Annotated in this window: 16 protein-coding genes; 7 read left to right on the top strand and 9 right to left on the bottom strand. The window is 72.7% G+C overall.

The annotated features are described in order from the left end of the window. The first annotated feature begins 268 nt into the window (after positions 1-268). Entirely contained in the window at positions 269-937 is a 669-nt protein-coding gene (locus tag ACH499_RS28680; RefSeq protein WP_356204095.1) for a class F sortase, read from the top strand. A 31-nt stretch (positions 938-968) separates the two neighbouring features. Here the strand turns inward: ACH499_RS28680 and ACH499_RS28685 are convergent, their stop codons facing one another. Then, positions 969-1,820 carry a polysaccharide deacetylase family protein gene (locus ACH499_RS28685; RefSeq protein ID WP_356203940.1) on the bottom strand — a complete coding sequence of 284 codons (852 nt, stop codon included), beginning with the start codon at positions 1,818-1,820 and terminating at the stop codon, positions 969-971. Positions 1,821-1,990: 170 nt separating this feature from the next. Between ACH499_RS28685 and ACH499_RS28690 the strand changes: the two genes are divergently transcribed. After that, positions 1,991-2,452, top strand: coding sequence for a universal stress protein (locus tag ACH499_RS28690; protein WP_356203942.1), 462 nt, complete (start codon positions 1,991-1,993; stop codon positions 2,450-2,452). 158 nt (positions 2,453-2,610) lie between these two features. Next, complete coding sequence (locus ACH499_RS28695; RefSeq protein ID WP_356203943.1) at positions 2,611-4,023, top strand: amino acid permease; 1,413 nt, start codon at positions 2,611-2,613, stop codon at positions 4,021-4,023. On the opposite strand, the gene ACH499_RS28700 is transcribed toward ACH499_RS28695, so the two are convergent. Further along, positions 4,020-4,835: an alpha/beta fold hydrolase gene (locus ACH499_RS28700; protein WP_399019342.1), complete on the bottom strand. Its 816-nt coding sequence runs from the start codon at positions 4,833-4,835 to the stop codon at positions 4,020-4,022. The genes ACH499_RS28695 and ACH499_RS28700 overlap by 4 nt on opposite strands. 58 nt (positions 4,836-4,893) lie before the next feature. Here ACH499_RS28700 and ACH499_RS28705 point away from each other — a divergent pair, with 58 nt between their 5' ends. After that, a complete protein-coding gene (locus tag ACH499_RS28705) occupies positions 4,894-5,367 on the top strand; it encodes a MarR family winged helix-turn-helix transcriptional regulator (protein ID WP_399019345.1) in 474 nt (157 codons plus the stop codon). A gap of 16 nt (positions 5,368-5,383) precedes the next feature. Here the strand turns inward: ACH499_RS28705 and ACH499_RS28710 are convergent, their stop codons facing one another. Next, the gene (locus ACH499_RS28710) at positions 5,384-6,538 is read right to left on the bottom strand and encodes a CapA family protein (protein ID WP_399019347.1); all 1,155 of its coding nucleotides are present in this window, start codon (positions 6,536-6,538) and stop codon (positions 5,384-5,386) included. Positions 6,539-6,768: 230 nt separating this feature from the next. On the opposite strand from ACH499_RS28710, the gene ACH499_RS28715 reads away from it, so the two are divergent. Together ACH499_RS28715 and ACH499_RS28720 are read left to right on the top strand one after the other, a co-directional pair. Further along, entirely contained in the window at positions 6,769-7,314 is a 546-nt protein-coding gene (locus ACH499_RS28715) for a sigma-70 family RNA polymerase sigma factor (RefSeq protein ID WP_356203950.1), read from the top strand. A 141-nt stretch (positions 7,315-7,455) separates the two neighbouring features. Next, positions 7,456-7,971 (top strand): hypothetical protein, encoded by a 516-nt coding sequence (locus tag ACH499_RS28720; RefSeq protein WP_399019349.1) that lies wholly within the window; start codon positions 7,456-7,458, stop codon positions 7,969-7,971. A gap of 150 nt (positions 7,972-8,121) precedes the next feature. On the opposite strand, the gene ACH499_RS28725 is transcribed toward ACH499_RS28720, so the two are convergent. After that, positions 8,122-8,985, bottom strand: coding sequence for an Fpg/Nei family DNA glycosylase (locus ACH499_RS28725; RefSeq protein ID WP_399019351.1), 864 nt, complete (start codon positions 8,983-8,985; stop codon positions 8,122-8,124). Between the two features lie 58 nt (positions 8,986-9,043). Continuing rightward, the gene (locus ACH499_RS28730; protein WP_399019353.1) at positions 9,044-11,128 is read right to left on the bottom strand and encodes a SpoIIE family protein phosphatase; all 2,085 of its coding nucleotides are present in this window, start codon (positions 11,126-11,128) and stop codon (positions 9,044-9,046) included. A gap of 121 nt (positions 11,129-11,249) precedes the next feature. On the opposite strand from ACH499_RS28730, the gene ACH499_RS28735 reads away from it, so the two are divergent. After that, the gene (locus tag ACH499_RS28735; RefSeq protein WP_399019355.1) at positions 11,250-12,674 is read left to right on the top strand and encodes a lipase maturation factor family protein; all 1,425 of its coding nucleotides are present in this window, start codon (positions 11,250-11,252) and stop codon (positions 12,672-12,674) included. A 62-nt stretch (positions 12,675-12,736) separates the two neighbouring features. On the opposite strand, the gene ACH499_RS28740 is transcribed toward ACH499_RS28735, so the two are convergent. The 4 genes from ACH499_RS28740 to ACH499_RS28755 all read right to left on the bottom strand — a co-directional run bounded on the left by ACH499_RS28740 (position 12,737) and on the right by ACH499_RS28755 (position 19,045). Further along, complete coding sequence (locus ACH499_RS28740; protein ID WP_399019357.1) at positions 12,737-15,751, bottom strand: alpha-mannosidase; 3,015 nt, start codon at positions 15,749-15,751, stop codon at positions 12,737-12,739. Between the two features lie 84 nt (positions 15,752-15,835). Next, on the bottom strand, positions 15,836-17,143 hold the full coding sequence (locus ACH499_RS28745) for a glycosyl hydrolase (RefSeq protein ID WP_399019359.1): 1,308 nt from the start codon (positions 17,141-17,143) through the stop codon (positions 15,836-15,838). 64 nt (positions 17,144-17,207) lie between these two features. Further along, a complete protein-coding gene (locus ACH499_RS28750; protein ID WP_399019361.1) occupies positions 17,208-18,122 on the bottom strand; it encodes a carbohydrate ABC transporter permease in 915 nt (304 codons plus the stop codon). Then, positions 18,119-19,045 (bottom strand): sugar ABC transporter permease, encoded by a 927-nt coding sequence (locus ACH499_RS28755; RefSeq protein ID WP_356203964.1) that lies wholly within the window; start codon positions 19,043-19,045, stop codon positions 18,119-18,121. Before ACH499_RS28755 ends, ACH499_RS28750 begins: the two co-directional genes overlap by 4 nt. Positions 19,046-19,048: the final 3 nt, after the last annotated feature.

Here is a 19,048-nt window from a genome sequence, read left to right on the forward strand (position 1 = left end):
CCAGAAAGACCCTCAGTTGCCCCGACCCGGGCCGCATGTCGGGAATGGTCCGTCCTGGTGAGGGGGTTTCCGGGCCGGAACCGGGCGAGTCGTTATCACCGCAGGTCACTGACCGTCGGGACATTCCGCCCGGCGTGTCCCGGATGGCTCACCGCAAGGGCGCGCGCCACCCGTTCGCATGTGCCCCGTCGCCGCTCGGATGGGCCGCGCTTAGCGTTCTCGTATGCGCGAACGACATGGCGACGGCCGTGTCGAGAGGGGATGGCGAATGTACGGGTCGGAGGAACGCGCCGAAGAGGAGGAGCGGCGCGGGAAACGCGCTCCCTGGGGCGTGATAGCACTGGTTCTGCTGACCGGGCTCGCGCTCATCCGCAACGGTTCGGGGGAATTCGACGCGGGCCCTCCGCAGCCGGCCTCGGCGGCCGCCTCGGACACCCGCGTCGCCGGGGACCGGAACGCCGTCGCGGGACCCGCCCCGCTGCCGTACGCGGTGCCCGACCGGGTCCGGATCCCCGCCATCCAGGTCGACGCGCCGATCATGCCGGTCGGTCTGGACGCGGACGGCTGGGTCGGCGCGCCGCCGCCGGAGGACCCGAATCTGGCGGGCTGGTTCACCGGCGCGGTCGCTCCCGGGGAGAAGGGCACCGCGGTGGTGGTCGGCCATGTGGACAACCAGCAGGGCCCGGCCGTCTTCTACGGTCTCGGCGCCCTGAAGAAGGGGAACAAGGTCGAGGTCTCGCGGCAGGACGGAAAGACCGCGGTGTTCGAGATCTACGGCGTCGAGGTGTTCGAGAAGGACAATTTTCCCGGCGACCGGGTGTACGGCTCCAAGGGCGGCCCGGAATTGCGGGTCATCACCTGCGGCGGCGGTTTCTCCAAGCAGAACGGGTACGACGGGAACGTCGTCGCGTTCGCCCGCCTGGTCGAGGTCCGCTGAACGGTTCCCGGCCGGGCGGGCGAAGCGTGTGTCACAGCAACTGCCGCCGGGGGACGGTGAGGTGGTACCCGGAGTCCAGGAGCTGCGGCAGATAGGAACGCAGGGCGCGGACGCTCTGCGAGCGGTCGCCCCCGGCGTCGTGCGAGAGCACCACGACGCCGGGAGCGGCGCCGTCCTCCACCCGGCCGACGATGGTGGCGGTGCCGGGGGTGGTCCAGTCCAGGGTGTCGACGGTCCAGGCGAGGGGTTCCATGCCCAGCTCGGCGCCGAGCTGGAAGGCGGCGCGGTTCCACGCCCCGTAGGGCGCGCGGAACCAGCGGGGCGGCTCGCCGTAGGTCTTCTCGATGATCTCGCTGGTGCGTTCCATCTCGGTGCGGATGCGGCGCCGGGTGAGCTTGGTCAGCAGGGGGTGGGACCAGGTGTGGTTGCCGACCACGTGTCCCTCGTCGGCCATGCGGGCCAGCAGGCCCCTGTTGTAGTCCGCCATCTCCCCGCACACGAAGAACGTCGCGCGCACGTCGTACTTCGCCAGCGTGTCCAGGATGTCGGGGGTGTAACGGGGGTCGGGTCCGTCGTCGAAGGTGAGCATCATGAGGCGGCCCCGCCCGGTCATGCGCAGGAACGGCTCGCTGCGCACCGGGGGCCTGCGGGGTGCGGCGCTCGGCGCGTCGTAACCGGCCATGGGCCTCAGGCGGTAGGCGGAGGGCTTGAGCGGGCGGTTCACCTGGGCGCCCGGGGCGGGGGCGGCCGGGGCGGGGGCGGCGGGTCCGGCCGCTCCGTGGTCCCGGCCCACCGCGAGGACGCCCGCGGTGCCTGCCGCCCCGGCCGCCGCGACGCCGGCGATCAGGGCGCGGCGCCGCGTGAGCAACTGATCCTTCTTCATGACTCATCAGTCGCCCGGCCGCGGCCCGACGCCCCTGAACGACACCGGGGCGGCCGTACGGAACCACCCGAGCGGCGCAGTCCGGTCCCCTACAGAGCGGGCGGCACCCGGCGCACGGGCCGGGCACGGCCGGGACCGGGCGGATCAAGGGGTTCCGGTAGCCTCGCGGCGTGACGCAACAGCACTCCCACCGGTTCGAGCGGGGCACGGACGGGCCGAAGGTCATCGTGGTCGGCGTGGACGGGTCCGACTCCTCGTTGCGCGCGGCGGCCTACGCCGGCGGTCTGGCCCGGCGCCAGCGCGCACTGCTCGCCGTGGTGTACGTGCAGCCGGTGCTGACGGCGGGGGTGGCGCTCGGGGCGCCGGTGGCGGAGACGACCGACGAGATCGCCGAGGACCTGGTGGCGCACATCCGGGCGGCGACCGAGCGGACCCGGGGGATATTCGACGTGCGCTGGGAGTTCCACACCTTCCGCGGCGACCCCTACAACGGCCTGGTGAAGGCGGCCGACGAGCTGAAGGCGGACGCCGTGGTCGTGGGGGCGTCGGAGCAGGCCGGGCACCGGATCGTCGGCTCGGTCGCCGTGCGGCTGGTGAAGGCGGGGCGCTGGCCGGTGACCGTGGTGCCGTGACGGGTGCCGTCGTGCGCGGATGACGGACGTGTGGTGCTGTCACGTGTGGGGACCGTGATACCCCGGCCCCCGCTGTGCGTCGTGCCTTCCGTCGGGGGCACGAGTGAGTCATCATGATCCACCGTCAGCCGTTTGCCGTTCACAAAGAGGTGAGGCGCATGGCCGTGTTCCGTGCGGGCGAGGGCGTTCTCCGCCGCAAACCCATCGAGCACATCGAGGAGACGGAGGCCGGACAGGGCGCCGGCCTGGAGCGGTCGCTGGGGCTGTGGCAGCTCACGGCGATCGGCGTGGGCGGCATCATCGGGGCCGGCATCTTCACCCTGGCCGGCACGGTGGCCAACGGCACCGCGGGTCCCGCCGTGCTGATCTCCTTCCTCATCGCGGGCGTGGCGAGCGCGGCGGCGGCGCTGTCGTACGCCGAGTTCGCCGGGCTGATCCCGAAGGCGGGCTCCGCCTACACCTACGGTTACGCGGTGCTGGGTGAGCTGGTGGGGTGGTTCATCGGCTGGGACCTGCTGCTGGAGTACACGGCGATCGTGGCCGTGGTCGCCATCGGCATCTCCGGCTACTTCAGCTTCCTGATCGGCGAGATGGGCGCGGAGCTGCCGAACTGGATGCTGGGCGCGCCCGGTACCGGTGACGGCCACCGGGTCGACCTGTTCGCCGCGGTGCTGTGCCTGCTGATCGCCTATCTGCTGACGCTCGGCATCAAGAACGCGGCCCGCTTCGAGATGGTCGTGGTCGTGCTGAAGGTGCTGGTGGTGCTGCTGGTGATCGGGGTGGGCGTCTTCCACATCACCACCGCGAACTACCAACCGTTCTTCCCGTTCGGGGTGGGCGGGGCGTTCACCGGTGCGGCGACGGTGTTCTTCGCGGTGTTCGGCTACGACGCCATGTCGACGGCGGCCGAGGAGTCGAAGGACGCCCAGCGCCACATGCCGAAGGCGATCATCTACTCGCTGATCATCTCGATGGTGCTGTACGTGGCGGCCTGCCTGGTGCTGACCGGTATGCAGAACTACAAGGACATCGACCCCGAGAGCGGCTTCTCGACGGCGTTCAAGGCGGTGGGGCTGAGCGGTCTGGCCGACGTCATCGCGGTGGGCGCCATCATCGGCATCCTCACCGTGATGTTCACGTTCATGCTGGGCGTCACGCGCGTGTGGTTCAGCATGAGCCGGGACGGGCTGCTGCCCAAGTGGTTCGCCAAGACGCACCCGACGCGGCACGTGCCGACGCGGGTCACCTGGATCGTCGGGGTCGCGTCGGCCCTGATCGCCGGATTCCTGCCGATCGGCGAGGCGGCCGAGCTGACCAACATCGGCATCCTGCTGGCGTTCGTGGTGGTGTGCGCGGCGGTGATCGTGCTGCGCTACCGGCAGCCGGACCTGCCGCGCACCTTCCGCACGCCGTGGATGCCGTTCGTGCCGGCGCTGGGGATCGTCTTCTCGATCTGGCTGATCACGTTCCTGCAGTGGCAGACATGGGTGCGCTTCGCCGTCTGGTTCGTGGTCGGCCTGGTGATCTACTTCGGGTACTCCTACCGGAGGTCGCTGCTGGCGGGCCGTTAGAGTCCGCCGAGGAAGTCGAGCAGGATCCGGTTGAACTCCTCGGGCCGCTCCATGTTCGGGTAGTGCGCGGTGCCCTCGACGGTCGTGCTGCGGCCGTCCCGGACCGTACGGGCGAGCCGCTCCGCCTCAGCGATCAGGTCGGGCGCGTCGAGGGCGCCGTTGACGGTGAGGACCGGGACGTCGATCTTCGGGACGCGCTCCCAGGTGTCCGTCAGGGGCACGTGCCGGTTCTCCTCGTCCGGCGTGTGCTTGGCGAGGGTGGCGAGGGTCATCTCGCGCAGCCGGCGGAGGATGTCCGGGTCGACGTCCTCGGCCGCGCGGTGCTCGCCGGGCACGAAGCGCAGGAACGCCGCGAGCCAGCCCTCGACGTCACCGGCGGCCAGGGCCCTGTCCTGCTCGGCCTGCACGCTCCTGACCCAGGGGTCGGTGTACGTGAACTCGCTCGTGGCCGCGCCGCACGTGACGACCGCGCGGACCAGCTCCGGGTACTCCAGCACCGTGTCGGTGGCGATGGCGCCGCCCATCGAGACCCCGACGAGCACCGCGGGGCCGGTGTCGAGGTGGCGCAGCAGGGCGGCGAGGTCGTCGGCCCAGCGGAACGGCCGGGTGGCGTTGGCGGAGGCGCCGTGGCCCCGGACGTCGGGGGCGATGACGCGGTGACCGGCGGCCAGGGCCGGTATCTGGGCGGCGAAGACCCGGTGGTCGGCGAACCCGGAGTGGAGCAGGACCACCGGGTCGCCGGTCCCGATGTCGAGGTAGGCGAGGTCGCCGTCGGCTGAGGGGAAGAAGCTGAGATCCGAAGCAACAGTCATGACAACCAAGGTGTCATTCTCGGGGACAGTTTGGCAACCTGGGTGTCATGATGAGCGCATGGACGACACCGCCGCTCCCCTGCCCCCGGACGAACTGGGCCACCGCCTGACCGAGGTGTACGACCTGGTCGGCCCCCTCTACCGGCGCGCCCAGCGCAGCGTCGAGCAGGGCCTGGCACCCGACGGCGTGTCCGTCGGTGTCCGCGCCGTGCTGACCCTGCTGCACCGGGGCGGGCCGATGACCGTGCCGCAGATGGGCAGGGCGCAGACGATCAGCCGGCAGTTCGTGCAGCGCATGGTGAACGACGCGGCGGCCCGCGGCCTGGTGGAGAGCGTCCCGAACCCCGCCCACCGGCGGTCGTCGCTGATCCGGCTCACCGAGGAGGGGCGGCGCGTGATCGCCGGAATCCTCGGCCGCGAGCACGCCGTGCTGCGCACGGTCGGCGGTGCGCTGACCGAGGACGACGTGACGGCCTGCCTGCGCGTGCTCGGCCGGATGCTGCACGCCCTCGACCACGTCGACGTCGACTGACCCGGCCCCGGGGGGACTACTCCCCCATCACCAGACCGTCGTCGCCCGCGCCCCGGCTGAGCACCATGTCGCGGATGCGGTCGCGCACGGCGCGCACCTCGGCGCCCTGGCGCAGGGCCCGGTTGAGGTTCACCACCCGGCCGGCGTCGACGTCGAAGAGCTGCGGGACGAACTCGGCCTTGGTCACCCGCCAGCGCTCGCCGGGCCGGGCGGGCGGGGCGAAGGTGAAGCGGCCGATGCTCGACTGGTTGCCGCGCGGGTCGCGGTCGCCGTCGTCGTTGACCATCTCGCCGGCGATCTGGTCGCCCATGCCGTAGACCACCCAGGTGCCGTTGACCTTCTCGTACGCCTGCGGGACATGGGCGTGGGTGCCGATGATCAGGTCGATGTCGGGGCGGTCGCCGGTGCGGGCGGCGGTCAGGCTCCGGGCCAGGGCCACCTGGTCCTCGTCGGGCTCGTCCTGCCACTCGGTGCCCCAGTGCAGGGACAGGACGACGACGTCGGCGCCCGCCCGGCGGGCGGCCCGCGCGTCCTCGACGATCTGCTCCTCGTCGATGAGCTTGACGGCCCATTCCTGGTCCTCGGGCGCCGGGCGGCCGTTGGTGTGGAGGGTGTGGGCGAGGTGGGCGACCCTGGCCGCGCCCGCGCGCAGGATCGTCGTGGTCCGCGTCTCCTCCTCCGTGCGGGCGGACCCGGCGTGCCGCACGCCGGCGCGGTCGAGGGCGTCCAGGGTGCGGCGGATGCCGTCCGCGCCGTCGTCGAAGGTGTGGTTGGAGGCGGTGGAGCAGCCGTCGTAGCCGGTGGCGGCCAGGGCTCCGGCCACCTCGGGCGGGGATCTGAAGAGCGGGTAGCCGCTGTAGTCGCCGTCCGCGCCGTAGATCGTCTCCATGTGGCACAGGGCGAGGTCGGCGCGCGCGACGACCGGTTTCGCACCGGCGAGCATGGGGCGGAAGTCGTAGCCGTCGCCGCCCGCGTCGAAGCGTGCCCGTTCGATGATCGAGTCGTGCGGCAGGACGTCGCCGGAGGCGACCAGCGTGAACTCCCCGGTCCGCGCGGCGGACGGGGCGGGGGCCGGCCGTACCGGCGGCTCGTGGTCGCGGGCCTGACAGGCCGCGCCCGCGGTGAGGAGGGCGGTCAGGGCCAGGGCCACCTGCCGACTGCGTGTGATCATCCGTTCACTCCGCTGGGGTCGCGTGCACGAAGAAAGTCACATTTACACACGAACAGGAAAGGAGTTCGCGGACGTCCCGGGCGGCTCCGACACGCTCATTAGCCCGTCCGGCGTGCGCGAGAGGGGCGCGCCGACCGTTCGTCCGACCGTTCACCGACGCGATCGACCGTCCGTCGCAGACCCGTGCGCGCGCCCTGTCCCCGTGCGGTGCCCTGCGGTGCCATACGGCCATGACGGCCGGAATCACCCTCCCCGACGCGACGACCGCCGAGCACGAGCTCGCCGCGCTGCAGCGCGAGCACGGCCGGCCGCTCTTCTCGCTGCTGCTGCGGCTCAGCGACGGAGACCGCCAGCGCGCCGAGGATCTCGTGCAGGAGACCCTCGTGCGCGCCTGGCAGCACCCCGAGGCGCTGCGCGCCGACGACTTCGACTCCGTACGGCCCTGGCTGCTCACCGTGGCCCGGCGGCTCGCCATCGACGCGCGCCGGGCCCGGCAGGCGCGGCCGGCGGAGGTCGGCGACGCGGTGCTGGAGCACGCGCCCGTCTGCGCCGACCACGCCGAACGGGCGGCCGCCGCCCTCGATGTGCGTGAGGCTGTGAAGACACTCACGCCGGAGCACCGTGAAGTCCTGGTGCTCGTGTACTTCCAGGGGGCGAGTGTGGCGGAAGCGGCGGCGGCCCTCGGCATCCCGCCCGGTACCGTGAAGTCCCGCGCGTACTACGCGCTGCGCGCCCTGCGCCGGGTCCTGCCGGGATACTCCGCCGACCTGCGGTGAAACCGGCCGTATGGTCAAGCCTCCGTAAAGCGCCTTGCCGTGGGGCCCCGTCGGGTAATCGGCTGTCCTCATCCGTGTTCCGGACGGGGGCCCACGACCCGGGTCGGGCGACGCGCACGCACCGGAGGAAGGCAGGAAGGGATGCTGCACAGAGGTCAAGAGAGCACGGACGGCACCGGCGGAGGCGAACTGACCGTCCCCATGGCGTGGTTGTACGCCGAGTACATCGCCGACGAGCTGCTGCGGACCGGTGATCTGATGCCGCCGTCGTCCTTCGAGTTCCGCGCGGGACGGGACGCGCTGGCGCTGACCGTCTTCCTGTCCGACACCGACGGCGAGCTGGGCGGCGTCCGGGTCGTCACCCACCTGGAGACGTGGCTGTCCCTGACGGCCTACGACCAGCCGTGGCACGAGTGGGTGCGCGAGCGCCTGGACGAGGTCACCGCCGAGACGGCCGCCGCCGGCCGGCACTCCCCCGACCTGGAGCTGGCCCACGCGGCCTGGCGCTGGCTGCGGGAGACCGAACTGCTCGCGCCGGACCTGAACGCGGTCCCCGGCGGCGTCCCGGGCGCCGGGGAGGACGAGGGGCCGAAGGTGTGGACCCCGGCCTGGCAACTGGGGCTGCCGCTCGGGCACCTCGCCATCCACCTCTTCTAGCCCGCCTCCGGTCGCCGTCCCGGGCGGAACCCCGCCCCGGCCGGACCGTCCGCCACGAGGTGCGGACCGCGGGCGGGGAGCGCCTCGTGACGCTCCCCGTCGGACGGGCGCGCACGCCGTGGGGGCGCCCGGGCGCTCACCGCCGGGCGGCTACCTCAGCAGCCGGGACATCCTGCGGTCGGCCAGGGGCTTGCCACCGGTCTGGCAGGTGGGGCAGTACTGGAGCGACGAGTCGCTGAAGGAGACCTCGCGGATGGTGTCGCCGCACACCGGGCAGGGCTCACCGGTCCGCCCGTGGACGCGCAGCCCGCTCTTCTTCTCCGCCTTCAGCCGGCCGGCCGCCAGCCCCCGGGAGCGTTCGACCGCCTCGGTCAGCGTGGTGCGCAGGGCCGCGTACAGCCGCGCGGTCTCGTCCCCGGTGAGGGACGCGGCCAGTTTGAACGGGGACATCTTCGCGGCGTGCAGGATCTCGTCGCTGTACGCGTTGCCCACGCCCGCGATCAGGCTCTGGTCGCGCAGGGCGCCCTTGAGCTGTCGCCGCTCACCGTCGAGGAGTGCCGCGAAGCGCGCCTCGTCGAAGTCGTCGGCGAGCGGGTCCGGGCCGAGCCGGGCCACGCCAGGCACCTCGGCCGGGTCGGACACCACGTACACCGCGAGGCGCTTCTGCGTGCCGGCCTCGGTCAGGTCGAAGCCCGCGCCGGTGTCCAGGGCCACGCGCAGGGCGAGCGGCCCCTTGCCGGGGCGCGGCATCCCGTCGGGGAGGCCGTCCCTCCAGTGCAGCCAGCCCGCGCGGGCCAGATGGGTCACCAGATGCGGGCCGCCGGCGGTCTCCACGTCGAGGAACTTGCCGTACCGGTGCACGGCCGACACCGTGCGGCCCTCCAGGGCGGAGAGCGGAGGGTCGTACGTCTTCAGGACGCTGATCGCCACGGGCAGCACACGGACGATCTCGCGGCCGTCGAGGTGCTCGGTCAGGAAGTCCCTGAGCGCCTCGACCTCGGGCAGTTCTGGCATGTGTCCAGAGTGCCACCCGGGAGAGGCGGCACCGTGCGCGCCCAGCCGGGGAGTCGTCCTAGTCGTGCGGCATCACGAACTCCGCCCACACGCACTTGCCGCCGCCGCGCGCCTCGACGCCCCACGCGTCGGCGAGCGTGTCGACCAGGCACAGGCCCCGCCCGGAAACCCCGGAGTCCCCCGCGTCGCGGCGGCGCGGCAGGGCGCTGGAGGTGTCCTCGGCCTCCACGCGCAGCCGGCGGTCGGTGCCGCTGAGGAACCGCAGGGTGACGACGGCGGAGCCCTCGGTGTGCATGAGGGCGTTGGTCACCAGCTCGTCGGCGACCAGTTCGACGGCGTCGGCGTGGTCCTCGTCGCCCCAGGCGCGGACCGCGGCGCGGATCATGCGCCGGGTCTCGGCGAGGGCCCGCGAGTCGCCCGGTGCGACGTGCCGGCGGACGCGGCCCCCGACCCGGGGCGTGTCCAGGGCGCGGCGGCTCAGGACGAGCAGGGCAACGTCGTCGTCGCCGCGGCGCTCGTCGGCCACCTCGATCAGCCGGTCGGCGAGGTCCCGTACGTCCCGCGGGCCGGAGGCGACCAGGTCGGCGAGGGCGCGCATCCCGTCGTCGAGGTCGGCGCCGGGCTCCTCGACCAGGCCGTCGGTGCACAGCACCAGCATGCTGCCGGGGTCCAGTTCGAGGGTGCCGACCGGGTAGGCGAGGCTCCCGAACTCGGCGGACAGGCCGAGCGGCAGCCCGCCCTCCACCGGGACGTGGCGGCAGGTGCCGTCGCCGAGCCGCAGCAGCGGGTCGAGGTGCCCGGCGCGGACCACCTGGACCACTCCCGTGGTCACGTCGGCCTCCGCGTACAGGCAGGTCGCGAAGCGGTCGGTGTCGAGTTCGTGGAGGAAGACCGAGGCGCGGGCCATCACCGTGGCCGGGGGGTGCCCCTCGGCGGCGTAGGCGCGCAGCACGATGCGCAACTGGCCCATGACGGCGGCGGCGTGCGTGTCATGGCCCTGGACGTCGCCGATGACGGCTCCGACGCGTCCGCCGGGCAGCGGGATCAGGTCGTACCAGTCGCCGCCGATGTCCCGGCCGAGGGAGCCGCCCAGCGGCGCGGCGCGGTAGCGGACGGCGACGTCGCAGCCGGGGACGCTGGGGATGGTGCGCGGCAGCATGGCCTGCTGCAGGCTCTCGGCGAGGTCCATCTCCTGCTCGTAGAGCATGGCCCGCTGGAGGCTCTGGGCGAGGCTGCTGCCGAGGGCGAGGAGGACGTTGCGGGCGTCGGGCGAGAATCCGTGCCGGTCGCTGTAGAACAGTCCGATGGCGCCGATCGGCCGGCCCTGGGCGATCAGCGGCAGATAGGCGGCGGCCTTGACGGTCAGGTCGCCGAGGCGCTGCCACAGGGAGGGATAGCGCTCGGCGAAGTCCTGCGGCGACTCGATGAAGCAGGGGCTGAGCGTGCGGACGACCTCGCTCATCGGGTAGTCGTCGTCGACCCCGCTGACACGGGTGCCGTGGACGAAGCTGCCCTCGGGCCGCTCGGCGACCATCAGGACGCGGTTGCCCTCCACCAGGCTCATGACGAAGCCATCCGCGCCCAGGTGCGGCAGCCCCTGGGCGTCCTGGAGCACGTCCACGACGTCGTCCACGGTGCGCGCGTGGGCGAGGGCCGCCGTGGTGAGCTGCACGATGTCCGTCTGCCGGCGCAGGGCCTCGTCCTGGAAGGCCCGCTCGCGGCGGGCCTCGATGTCGCCGAGTTCCTGGGTGGCGTCGCGGACGATGCCGATGACGCGGCGGGCTCGGCCGGTCCCGTCGCGGCGGATGTAGCCCTGGGTGTGGGTCCAGCGCAGGGTGCCGTCCCGGCGGCGCACGCGGAAGTAGGTGCCGTAGTTCTCGCTGCCGTCCTTGATCGCCCGGGCGACCAGGGTGTCGAGACGGTGGCCGTCGGCCGAGGGGACGCGGACCGACAGGGACTCGGGGCGGCCGTCGAAGTCCTCCGGGCGCACGTCGAACACCTCGTGCGCCTGGGCGTCCATGTGGAGCGTTCCGGAGTCCAGGTCCCAGTCGAAGCTCCCCATGCGGTTGAGCGCCAGGACCGGGTCCGGGTGGGCGGGCCAGTCGTCCGGGGGTGACAGGGCGCTCGCTCCCCGATCAACCATGCGCCCCACCTTGCCAGGATCTGCCCGATTATTCGACTTCGGATGGGCCGCCCGGAGACCGTGAGGGACGCCGGACCGCCGGGGTACCCGGGGGCGGCGGGCCAGGAGAGGAGTGCGAGCCGTGGAGTGGTTCACCGACCCCGGCTACTGGCTGAGCCGGCTGGTCTTCCAGCGGGCCCTGGCCGTCGTGTACCTGGTCGCCTTCCTGACGGCCCTCCTCCAGTTCCGGGCGCTGATCGGTGAGCGCGGGATGCTGCCGGTGCCCCGGTTCGTGGAGCGGGTGCCGTTCAAGCGGGCGCCGAGCCTGTTCCACCTCCGCTACTCGGACCGCTTCTTCGCGGGCTGCGCCTGGGCGGGCTGCGCGGTGTCGGCGGCACTGGTGGCGGGGCTGGACTCGCTGCTGCCTCTGTGGGGGGCGATGCTGCTGTGGCTCGTGCCGTGGGCGCTGTACCTGTCGGTGGTCAACGTCGGGCAGACCTGGTACGCGTTCGGCTGGGAGTCCCTGCTGCTGGAGACCGGGTTCCTCGCGGTCTTCCTCGGCAACGACGAGGTGGCGCCGCCCGTCGTCGTGCTGTTCCTGCTGCGCTGGCTGCTGTTCCGCGTGGAGTTCGGGGCGGGTCTGATCAAGATGCGGGGCGACGAGTGCTGGCGCAGGCTGACCTGTCTCGACCACCACCACGAGACCCAGCCGATGCCCGGCCCGCTGAGCTGGTTCTTCCACCACCTGCCCCGGCCGCTGCACCGTGTGGAGGTGGCCGCGAACCACGTCACGCAGCTCCTGGTGCCGTTCCTGCTGTTCACGCCCCAGCCCGTCGCCACCGCCGCCGCGGCGCTGATGATCGCCACCCAGTTGTGGCTGGTGCTGTCGGGCAACTTCTCCTGGCTGAACTGGATCACCATCGTGCTGGCCCTGTCGGCCGTCCGCTTCCCGGGCGGCGCGCCGTCCGTGCCCGACGCGCCGCTGTGGTACGTCGTCGTGGTCCTCGCGGTGGCCGCGCTGCTGGTCTTCCTCAGCCACCGGCCGGTGCTCAACATGGTCTCGCGCCGCCAGGTGATGAACCGCTCCTTCGACCCGCTGCACCTGGTCAACACCTACGGCGCCTTCGGCAGCGTCAGCCGGGTCCGCTACGAAGTGGTGATCGAGGGCACCGCCGACGAGGTGGCCCGGGGGGACGGGGACTGGCGGGAGTACGAGTTCAGGGGCAAGCCCGGGGATCCGCGGCACTGGCCCCGCCAGTTCGCCCCGTACCACCTGCGGCTGGACTGGCTGATGTGGTTCGCCGCGCTGTCCCCGTCGTACGCGGGGTCGTGGTTCGGCGTGCTGGTGGAGCGACTGCTGGAGAACGACCCGGCCACGCTGAAGCTGCTGCGCCGCTCCCCGTTCCCGCCCGACGCGCCCCCGCGCTTCGTCCGCGCCCGGCTGTTCCGCTACCGGTACACGACCTGGCGCGAGCTGCGCGCGACCGGAGCGTGCTGGGAGCGGACGTATGTGCGCGAGTACCTGCCGCCGACACGGCTGGTGGGTGCGGCGCGGCAGAGGTCGTAGGCGCGGGCGGCCAGTGCGGGACGGACGCGGGCCCGGCCCTCGGGGTGGACCGGGCCCGCGGGTCAGGCGCGCCGGAAGCGGAGGGTCATCAACTGGAAGGGGCGCAGCCGTACGGCGATCCGGTCGCCGTCCGGCCGGGGTGCCTCCGCGTCCGCGAGCGGGCGTTCCAGCAGGTCCGTCACCTGCACGTCCGTGGCCGCGAAACCGGTGGTGAGCGTGGCCCGGACCCGGCCGCCGTGGGCCTCGTGGAAGCGGACGACCACGTCGCCGCTGCCGTCGTCGGCCAGCTTGACGGCGGTGATCACGACCGCGTCCCGGTCGGCCGTCACCAGCGGCGCGACCTCGCCGGCGCCGGTGGCGCGCCGCTCGGGCAGGTTGATCCGCCAGCCCTCGCGCACGGCGTCGCCGATGCCCGCGCCGGGCACCAGCGCGTGCCGGAAGCGGTGCACGCCCTGGTCGGTCTCGGGGTCGGGGAAGCGCGGGGCGCGCAGCAGGGAGACGCGCACGGTGGTGGTCGTGCCGTCGTCGGCGCGGACGGTACGGGTCACGTCGTGGCCGTACGTGGAGTCGTTGACGACGGCCACGCCCCAGCCGGGCTCCTCCAGGTGGACGAAGCGGTGGTTGCAGGCCTCGAACTTGGCGGCCTCCCAGCTCGTGTTGGTGTGGGTGGGCCGGTGGAAGTGCCCGAACTGGGTCTCCGACGCGTACCGCTCGGCGTGCACGTCGAGGGGGAAGGCGAGCTTGAGGAACTTCTCCGTCTCGTGCCAGTCGACCTCGGTGTCCACGTCCAGGCGCCGCTCCCCCGGTTCGAGGGTGAGCACCTGGGTGACGCGGGAGGAGCCGAAGGAGCGGACGATCCGCACCGAGGCGCCGTCGTCGCCGGGGGCGACCTCGTCCGCGTCGGTGAGGTCGGTGACCGTGTTGCGGTAGAAGGCGTCGACGTCCCAGGCGTCCCACATGTTCGGGAAGTCGGGGTGGAGCTGGAGCAGGTTGCCCGCCGTGCCCGGCGCGACCGTCTCCCGGTCGGCGGCGATGTCGTACGCCGACACCACCAGTCCGCGGCCGTCGATCTCGACCCGCAGCAGGCCGTTGTCCAGGACGTGGCCGCCGCCGGGCCGGGGGGTGAGGTCGGTGCGGCCCTCGGTGGCGGGGGCGGCCGCGGCGCCGGCCGGGACGCCGGCGCGGGCGTGCGGGGCGGCGTTGAAGACGAGCGGGGTGTCGCCCTCGCCGGCCAGGGCGCGCTGGGCGGCGCCGATGATCCCGTTCAGCTCGGCGGCGACCCGGTCGTAGGTGGCGCGCGCCTCCCGGTGCACCCAGGCGATGGAGGAGCCGGGCAGGATGTCGTGGAACTGGTGCAGCAGGACCGTCTTCCAGATGCGGTCGAGGTCCTCGTACGGGTAGGGGAACCCGGTGCGCACGGCGGCCGTGGCCGCCCACAGCTCGGCCTCCCGCAGGAGGTGCTCGCTGCGCCGGTTGCCCTGCTTGGTCTTGGCCTGGCTGGTGAGGGTGGCGCGGTGCAGTTCGAGGTAGAGCTCACCGACCCACACGGGCGGCCGCGGGTTCTCCGCCTCGGCCTTCTCGAAGAAGGCCTTCGGGGTCTCCCAGGTGACCGTCGCGGAGCCTTCGAGGTCGCGCAGGCGGGCCGCCTTGGCGACCATCTCGCGGGTGGTGCCGCCGCCACCGTCGCCCCAGCCGGTCGGGGCGAGGGAGTGCCGGGCGACGCCCTTGTCCTTGAAGTTGCGGGCGGCGTGCGCGATCTCGGCGCCCTTCATCGAGCAGTTGTAGGTGTCGACGGGCGGGAAGTGCGTGAAGATCCGGGTGCCGTCGATGCCCTCCCAGCGGAAGGTGTGGTGCGGGAACGTGTTCGTCTGCGACCAGGAGATCTTCTGCGTCAGCAGGTACTTGGCGCCGGCCGCCTTGATGATCTGGGGCAGTCCGGCCGCGAAGCCGAAGGTGTCGGGCAGCCACGCCTCGTCGTTCTCCACGCCGAACTCGTCGAGGAAGAACCGCTTGCCGTGCACGAACTGCCGGGCCATGGCCTCCGACCCGGGCATGTTGGTGTCGGACTCCACCCACATGCCGCCGGCCGGCACGAACCGCCCGTCCGCCACGGCCTTCTTCACCCGCGCCCACACCTCGGGCCGGTGGTCGCGCACCCACGCCCACTGCTGGGCCTGCGACATGGCGAACACGAAGTCCGGCTCGTCCTCCAGCAGGGCGGTCATGTTGGAGGTGGTGCGGGCGACCTTGCGCACGGTCTCGCGCAGCGGCCACAGCCACGCCGAGTCGATGTGCGCGTGGCCCACCGCGCTGATGCGGTGCGCGGAGGGGACGGCGGGCGCGGACAGCACCCCGGTGAGGCGCGAACGCGCTTCCGCGGCCGTGCCGTTGACGTCCTGGAGGTCGATGGCGTCCAGGGCCCGGCCGACCGCGCGCAGGATCTCCGAGCGGCGCGGCGAGTCGACGGGCAGCTCGGCCATCAGCTCCCCGAGGACCTCCAGGTCGAGCACGAGGTTCCACACCGTCTCGTCCAGGACGGCGAGGTCCATGCGGGCGAGGGTGTACTGCGGCTCGCTGCCCGCGGTGTCCTTGTCGCCCAGCCGGGTGGGCACGAAGGGGTGGTAGTCGAGGATGACGGGGTTGGAGGCGGCCTCGATGTGCAGGCGCACCTCCTCTCCGCCCTCGACGGGGGCGCCGATCCGCACCCACTGGTTGCGGGGGTTGAGGCCCTTCACGGGCGTGCCGTCGGGCCGGTAGACCAGCCCCTCGCACTGGAAGCCGGGCATGTTCTCGTCGAAGCCGAGGTCGAGGACCGCCTCGACGGTCCGGCCCGCCCACCGCTCGGGGACGGTGCCCGTGACACGGAACCAGCTCGTGCCCCAGGGGGCGCCCCAGCGGGCGCCCACCTCGATGGGTGCGGGCTGTGCCGCGAGCCCCTCGGCGACCGGGACGGGTTCACCGGGCGCGTGCCACACGGCCACGTCCAGCGGCACGGACTCGGGGTACACGGCGGGGCGGACGCGTTCGTCGAGGACGCGCTTGAGGCGGGCTTCGACCAGGTCGCGGTCGTCATGCATGCGGGATGCTCCGTGGTTGGGGGCGGGTGGTCGGCGGGGTGGGCGTTTCGGGCGGGCCGCGGCCTTGGTCCGGCGCGGCCCGGGTCAGGGTGCCGGGGGACGGCCTGGAGTACAGCTCCCCCGCCGCGTGCCGTCCGAACCGTGCGGGGCGGCGAGCACGTCGCCGGGGGTGACGACCTCGGTGATGCCGCGGGCCGCGAGGTGCCCCGGGTCGGCGGCGCGGGTGTCGAGCACGGTGGCCGGGCGGGCGCCGTCGGCGACCAGCCGGAAGAACGCCTCGAAGACCGCGCCCCCGGGCGCGCAGGCCGAGCGCCGGGCGGGGTCGGCCGGGACGGTCAGCGCGGTGGTGCGCGGGGCCGGGGCGGGACGGCTCCCCTCGCGCACCGAGCGGGCCGCGCGGGCCAGGGCGCGGGCCGTGTGCTTGGGCCGGCGGTCGTTGGTCAGCAGGCCCAGCCCGTACTCCAGCTCGGGGAAGTCGGCCAGCGCCCGGGACACGTCGTGGGAGCACCACCAGGTGATGCCCCACAGGTCCGGGCAGTCCAGGGCGTTGGCGACGGTCGCCTCGGTGAACTCGGCGGCGTGCTCGGCGGGGACGAAGGGCGCGGGGGCGCCGACCTCCTGGAGCCACACGGGCCGGTGCGGTGCGCCGGCCCACGCCTTGCTCAGCTCGATCAGATAGGCCGCGTGGTGCTCGCTGGGTACGGAGGCGCGGCCGTGGCGCTGGGCGGTGCCGTTGAAGACCCAGGAGTGCACGGCCGTCACCGCGCCCCGCCGGGCGGCCTGGGCCGGGGTGAAGGGCTGGTCGTCCTGGTACCAGGTCGCGTCGTACTCGGCGTGCAGGTGCATCCGGCCGGGCGCGCCCTCCTCGCAGGCGGCGAGCATCCGCTCCAGCCAGGCGTCGATCTGGTCGCCGGTGGCCCGGTCCGGGTCGGGGTGGGGTCCGGCCGAGAACTGGTTGATCTCGTTGCCGAGGGTCATGCCGAGGAAGTTGGGCCGCCCGGCCAGGGCCTGGGCGAGGGTACGCAGATAGGCGGCCTGGCCGTCCACGACCTCGGGGTCGGTGAAGAGGTTGCGCCGGTGCCAGGTACGGGTCCAGGCGGGCAGGAAGTCGAAACTGCTCAAGTGCCCTTGCAGCCCGTCCACGTTGACGTCGAGGCCGCGTTCGCCCGCCGCGTCGACGAGGGCCACCAGGTCCTCGACCGCGCGCGCTCGGATCAGGGTGCGGTTGGGCTGGAAGTAGGGCCACAGCGGGAAGACGCGGATGTGGTCCACGTCCAGCGCGGCGACGGAGTCGAGATCGGCGCGTACGGAGTCGAGGTCGAAGTCGAGCCAGTGGTGGAACCACCCCTCGCTCGGGGTGTAGTTGACGCCGAAGCGCACGGCAGGAGGCATGGGTGTCCTTGCTACGCGGGAAGTACGGGGGTCGGCCTGTGACGGCGGACGTCGCCGACGGCGGTCAGCCCTTGACGGCGCCCTCGCCGACGCCGCGGAAGAAGTACCGCTGGAGGCAGGCGAAGAGGGCGATCAGCGGCACCACGGCGATGATCGTGCCGGCGGCGACGAGGCGCTCGTCGTTGGCGAAGGTGCCGTGCAGGTAGTTGAGGCCGATGGTCAGGGTGAACTTCGACGGGTCGCTCAGCACGATCAGCGGCCACAGGAAGTCGTCCCAGGCGCCCATGAAGGCGAAGATCGCGACGACGGCGAGGGTGCCCCTGACCGACGGCAGCGCGATGCGCCAGAACCTCTGCCACACGTTGGCGCCGTCGACGTAGGCCGCTTCCTCGATCTCGTAGGGCAGGTTGAGGAAGGCGTTGCGCATCAGCAGGACGTTCAGGGCGCTGACGCAGCCGGGGAGCACGACCCCGACCAGGGTGTTGTTGAGTCCCAGCTCCCGCATGGTGGTGAACTGGGCGATGATGATGCCCTCCACCGGCACGAGCATCGCCAGGATGAAGACGAGGGCGGCGGCGCGCCGGCCGCGGTAGCGCAGCCGGGCCAGGGCGTACCCGGCGAGGGCCGCGCCGACGCAGTTGGTGACGACGTTGGCGGCGGCGACCTTCAGCGAGTTCAGGGCGTAGTCCCACACGGGGATGGTCTCGGCGACCCGCTCGTAGTTGTGCAGGGTGGGGTCCGCGGGCAGGAACGTCGGCGGGGAGCTGAAGATGTCCTCGGTGGGGCCCTTGAGCGAGGTCGAGAGCTGCCACAGGAAGGGGCCGACGGTCAGGGCGAGGACGCCGAGCAGGAGCAGGTAGCGCAGGGCCAGTTCCCAGACCCGGACGCGGCGGCCGTGCTCGTCGGTGACGCGGGGTTTCTTCCCCCGGCCGGTGGCGGGGGGCTCTCCGGCGGGCCGGGTCCTCTCCACGACGCTCACGCCTCCTCCTTCCGGTCGGCGCGCAGGACGAGCAGCATCAGGGCGACGGTGACGGCGAAGACGACGACGGAGAGGGCGGAGGCGTAGCCGACCCGGCCGGTCAGGCCGGTGCCGGTGCGCTGGACGAGCATCACCAGGGTGGTGTCCTCTCCGGCCGGACCGCCGGTGGGGCCCGCCATCAGGTACACCTCGGAGAACACCTTGAAGGCGGCGACCGAGGAGAGCGCGCCGACCAGGACCATGGTGGAGCGGACGGCGGGCACGGTGACGCTGAAGAAGCGGCGGATCGCGCCCGCGCCGTCCACGGCGGCGGCCTCGTGCAGTTCGCGCGGCACGTTGGCGAGCGCGGCCAAGTAGATGATCATGTAGTAGCCGAGGCCCTTCCAGACCGTGACCGCCATCGCGCTGAGCAGGATGAGCCACTGGTCGCTCAGGAAGCCGATCCGGCCGACGCCGACCGTCTCGAGCAGGGAGTTGACCAGGCCGCGCTCGTCCAGCAGCCAGACCCAGATGAGACCGACGACGACGATCGAGGCCACGACCGGGGTGTAGAAGGCGGAGCGGAAGAACGTGATGCCGGGGATGTTCTTCCGCACCAGCAGGGCGAGCAGCAGCGGCAGCAGGACGAGCGCGGGGACGACCCCGAGGACGTACAGGGTGCTGTTGCGCAGGCCGATCCAGAACATGTCGTCCTGGAGCAGCTCACGGAAGTTGGCGAGGCCCACGAACTCGCCCGGGACCAGGGTGCGGCGGTCGGTGAAGGCGTTGACGAGCGTGGAGACGAACGGGTACAGGATGAACGCGCCGGTGATCAGCAGGCCGGGCGCGGCGAACAGCCAGGGACTGGTGGGCAGTTGGCGTCGCACGCGCCGGGCCGCTTTCTCGGGGGAGGGCCGGGGGCCGGTGAGGGCGGGACTCGCCATGAC

The organism is Streptomyces sp. NPDC018947 (assembly GCF_044390505.1).
Lineage (GTDB): Bacteria > Actinomycetota > Actinomycetes > Streptomycetales > Streptomycetaceae > Streptomyces.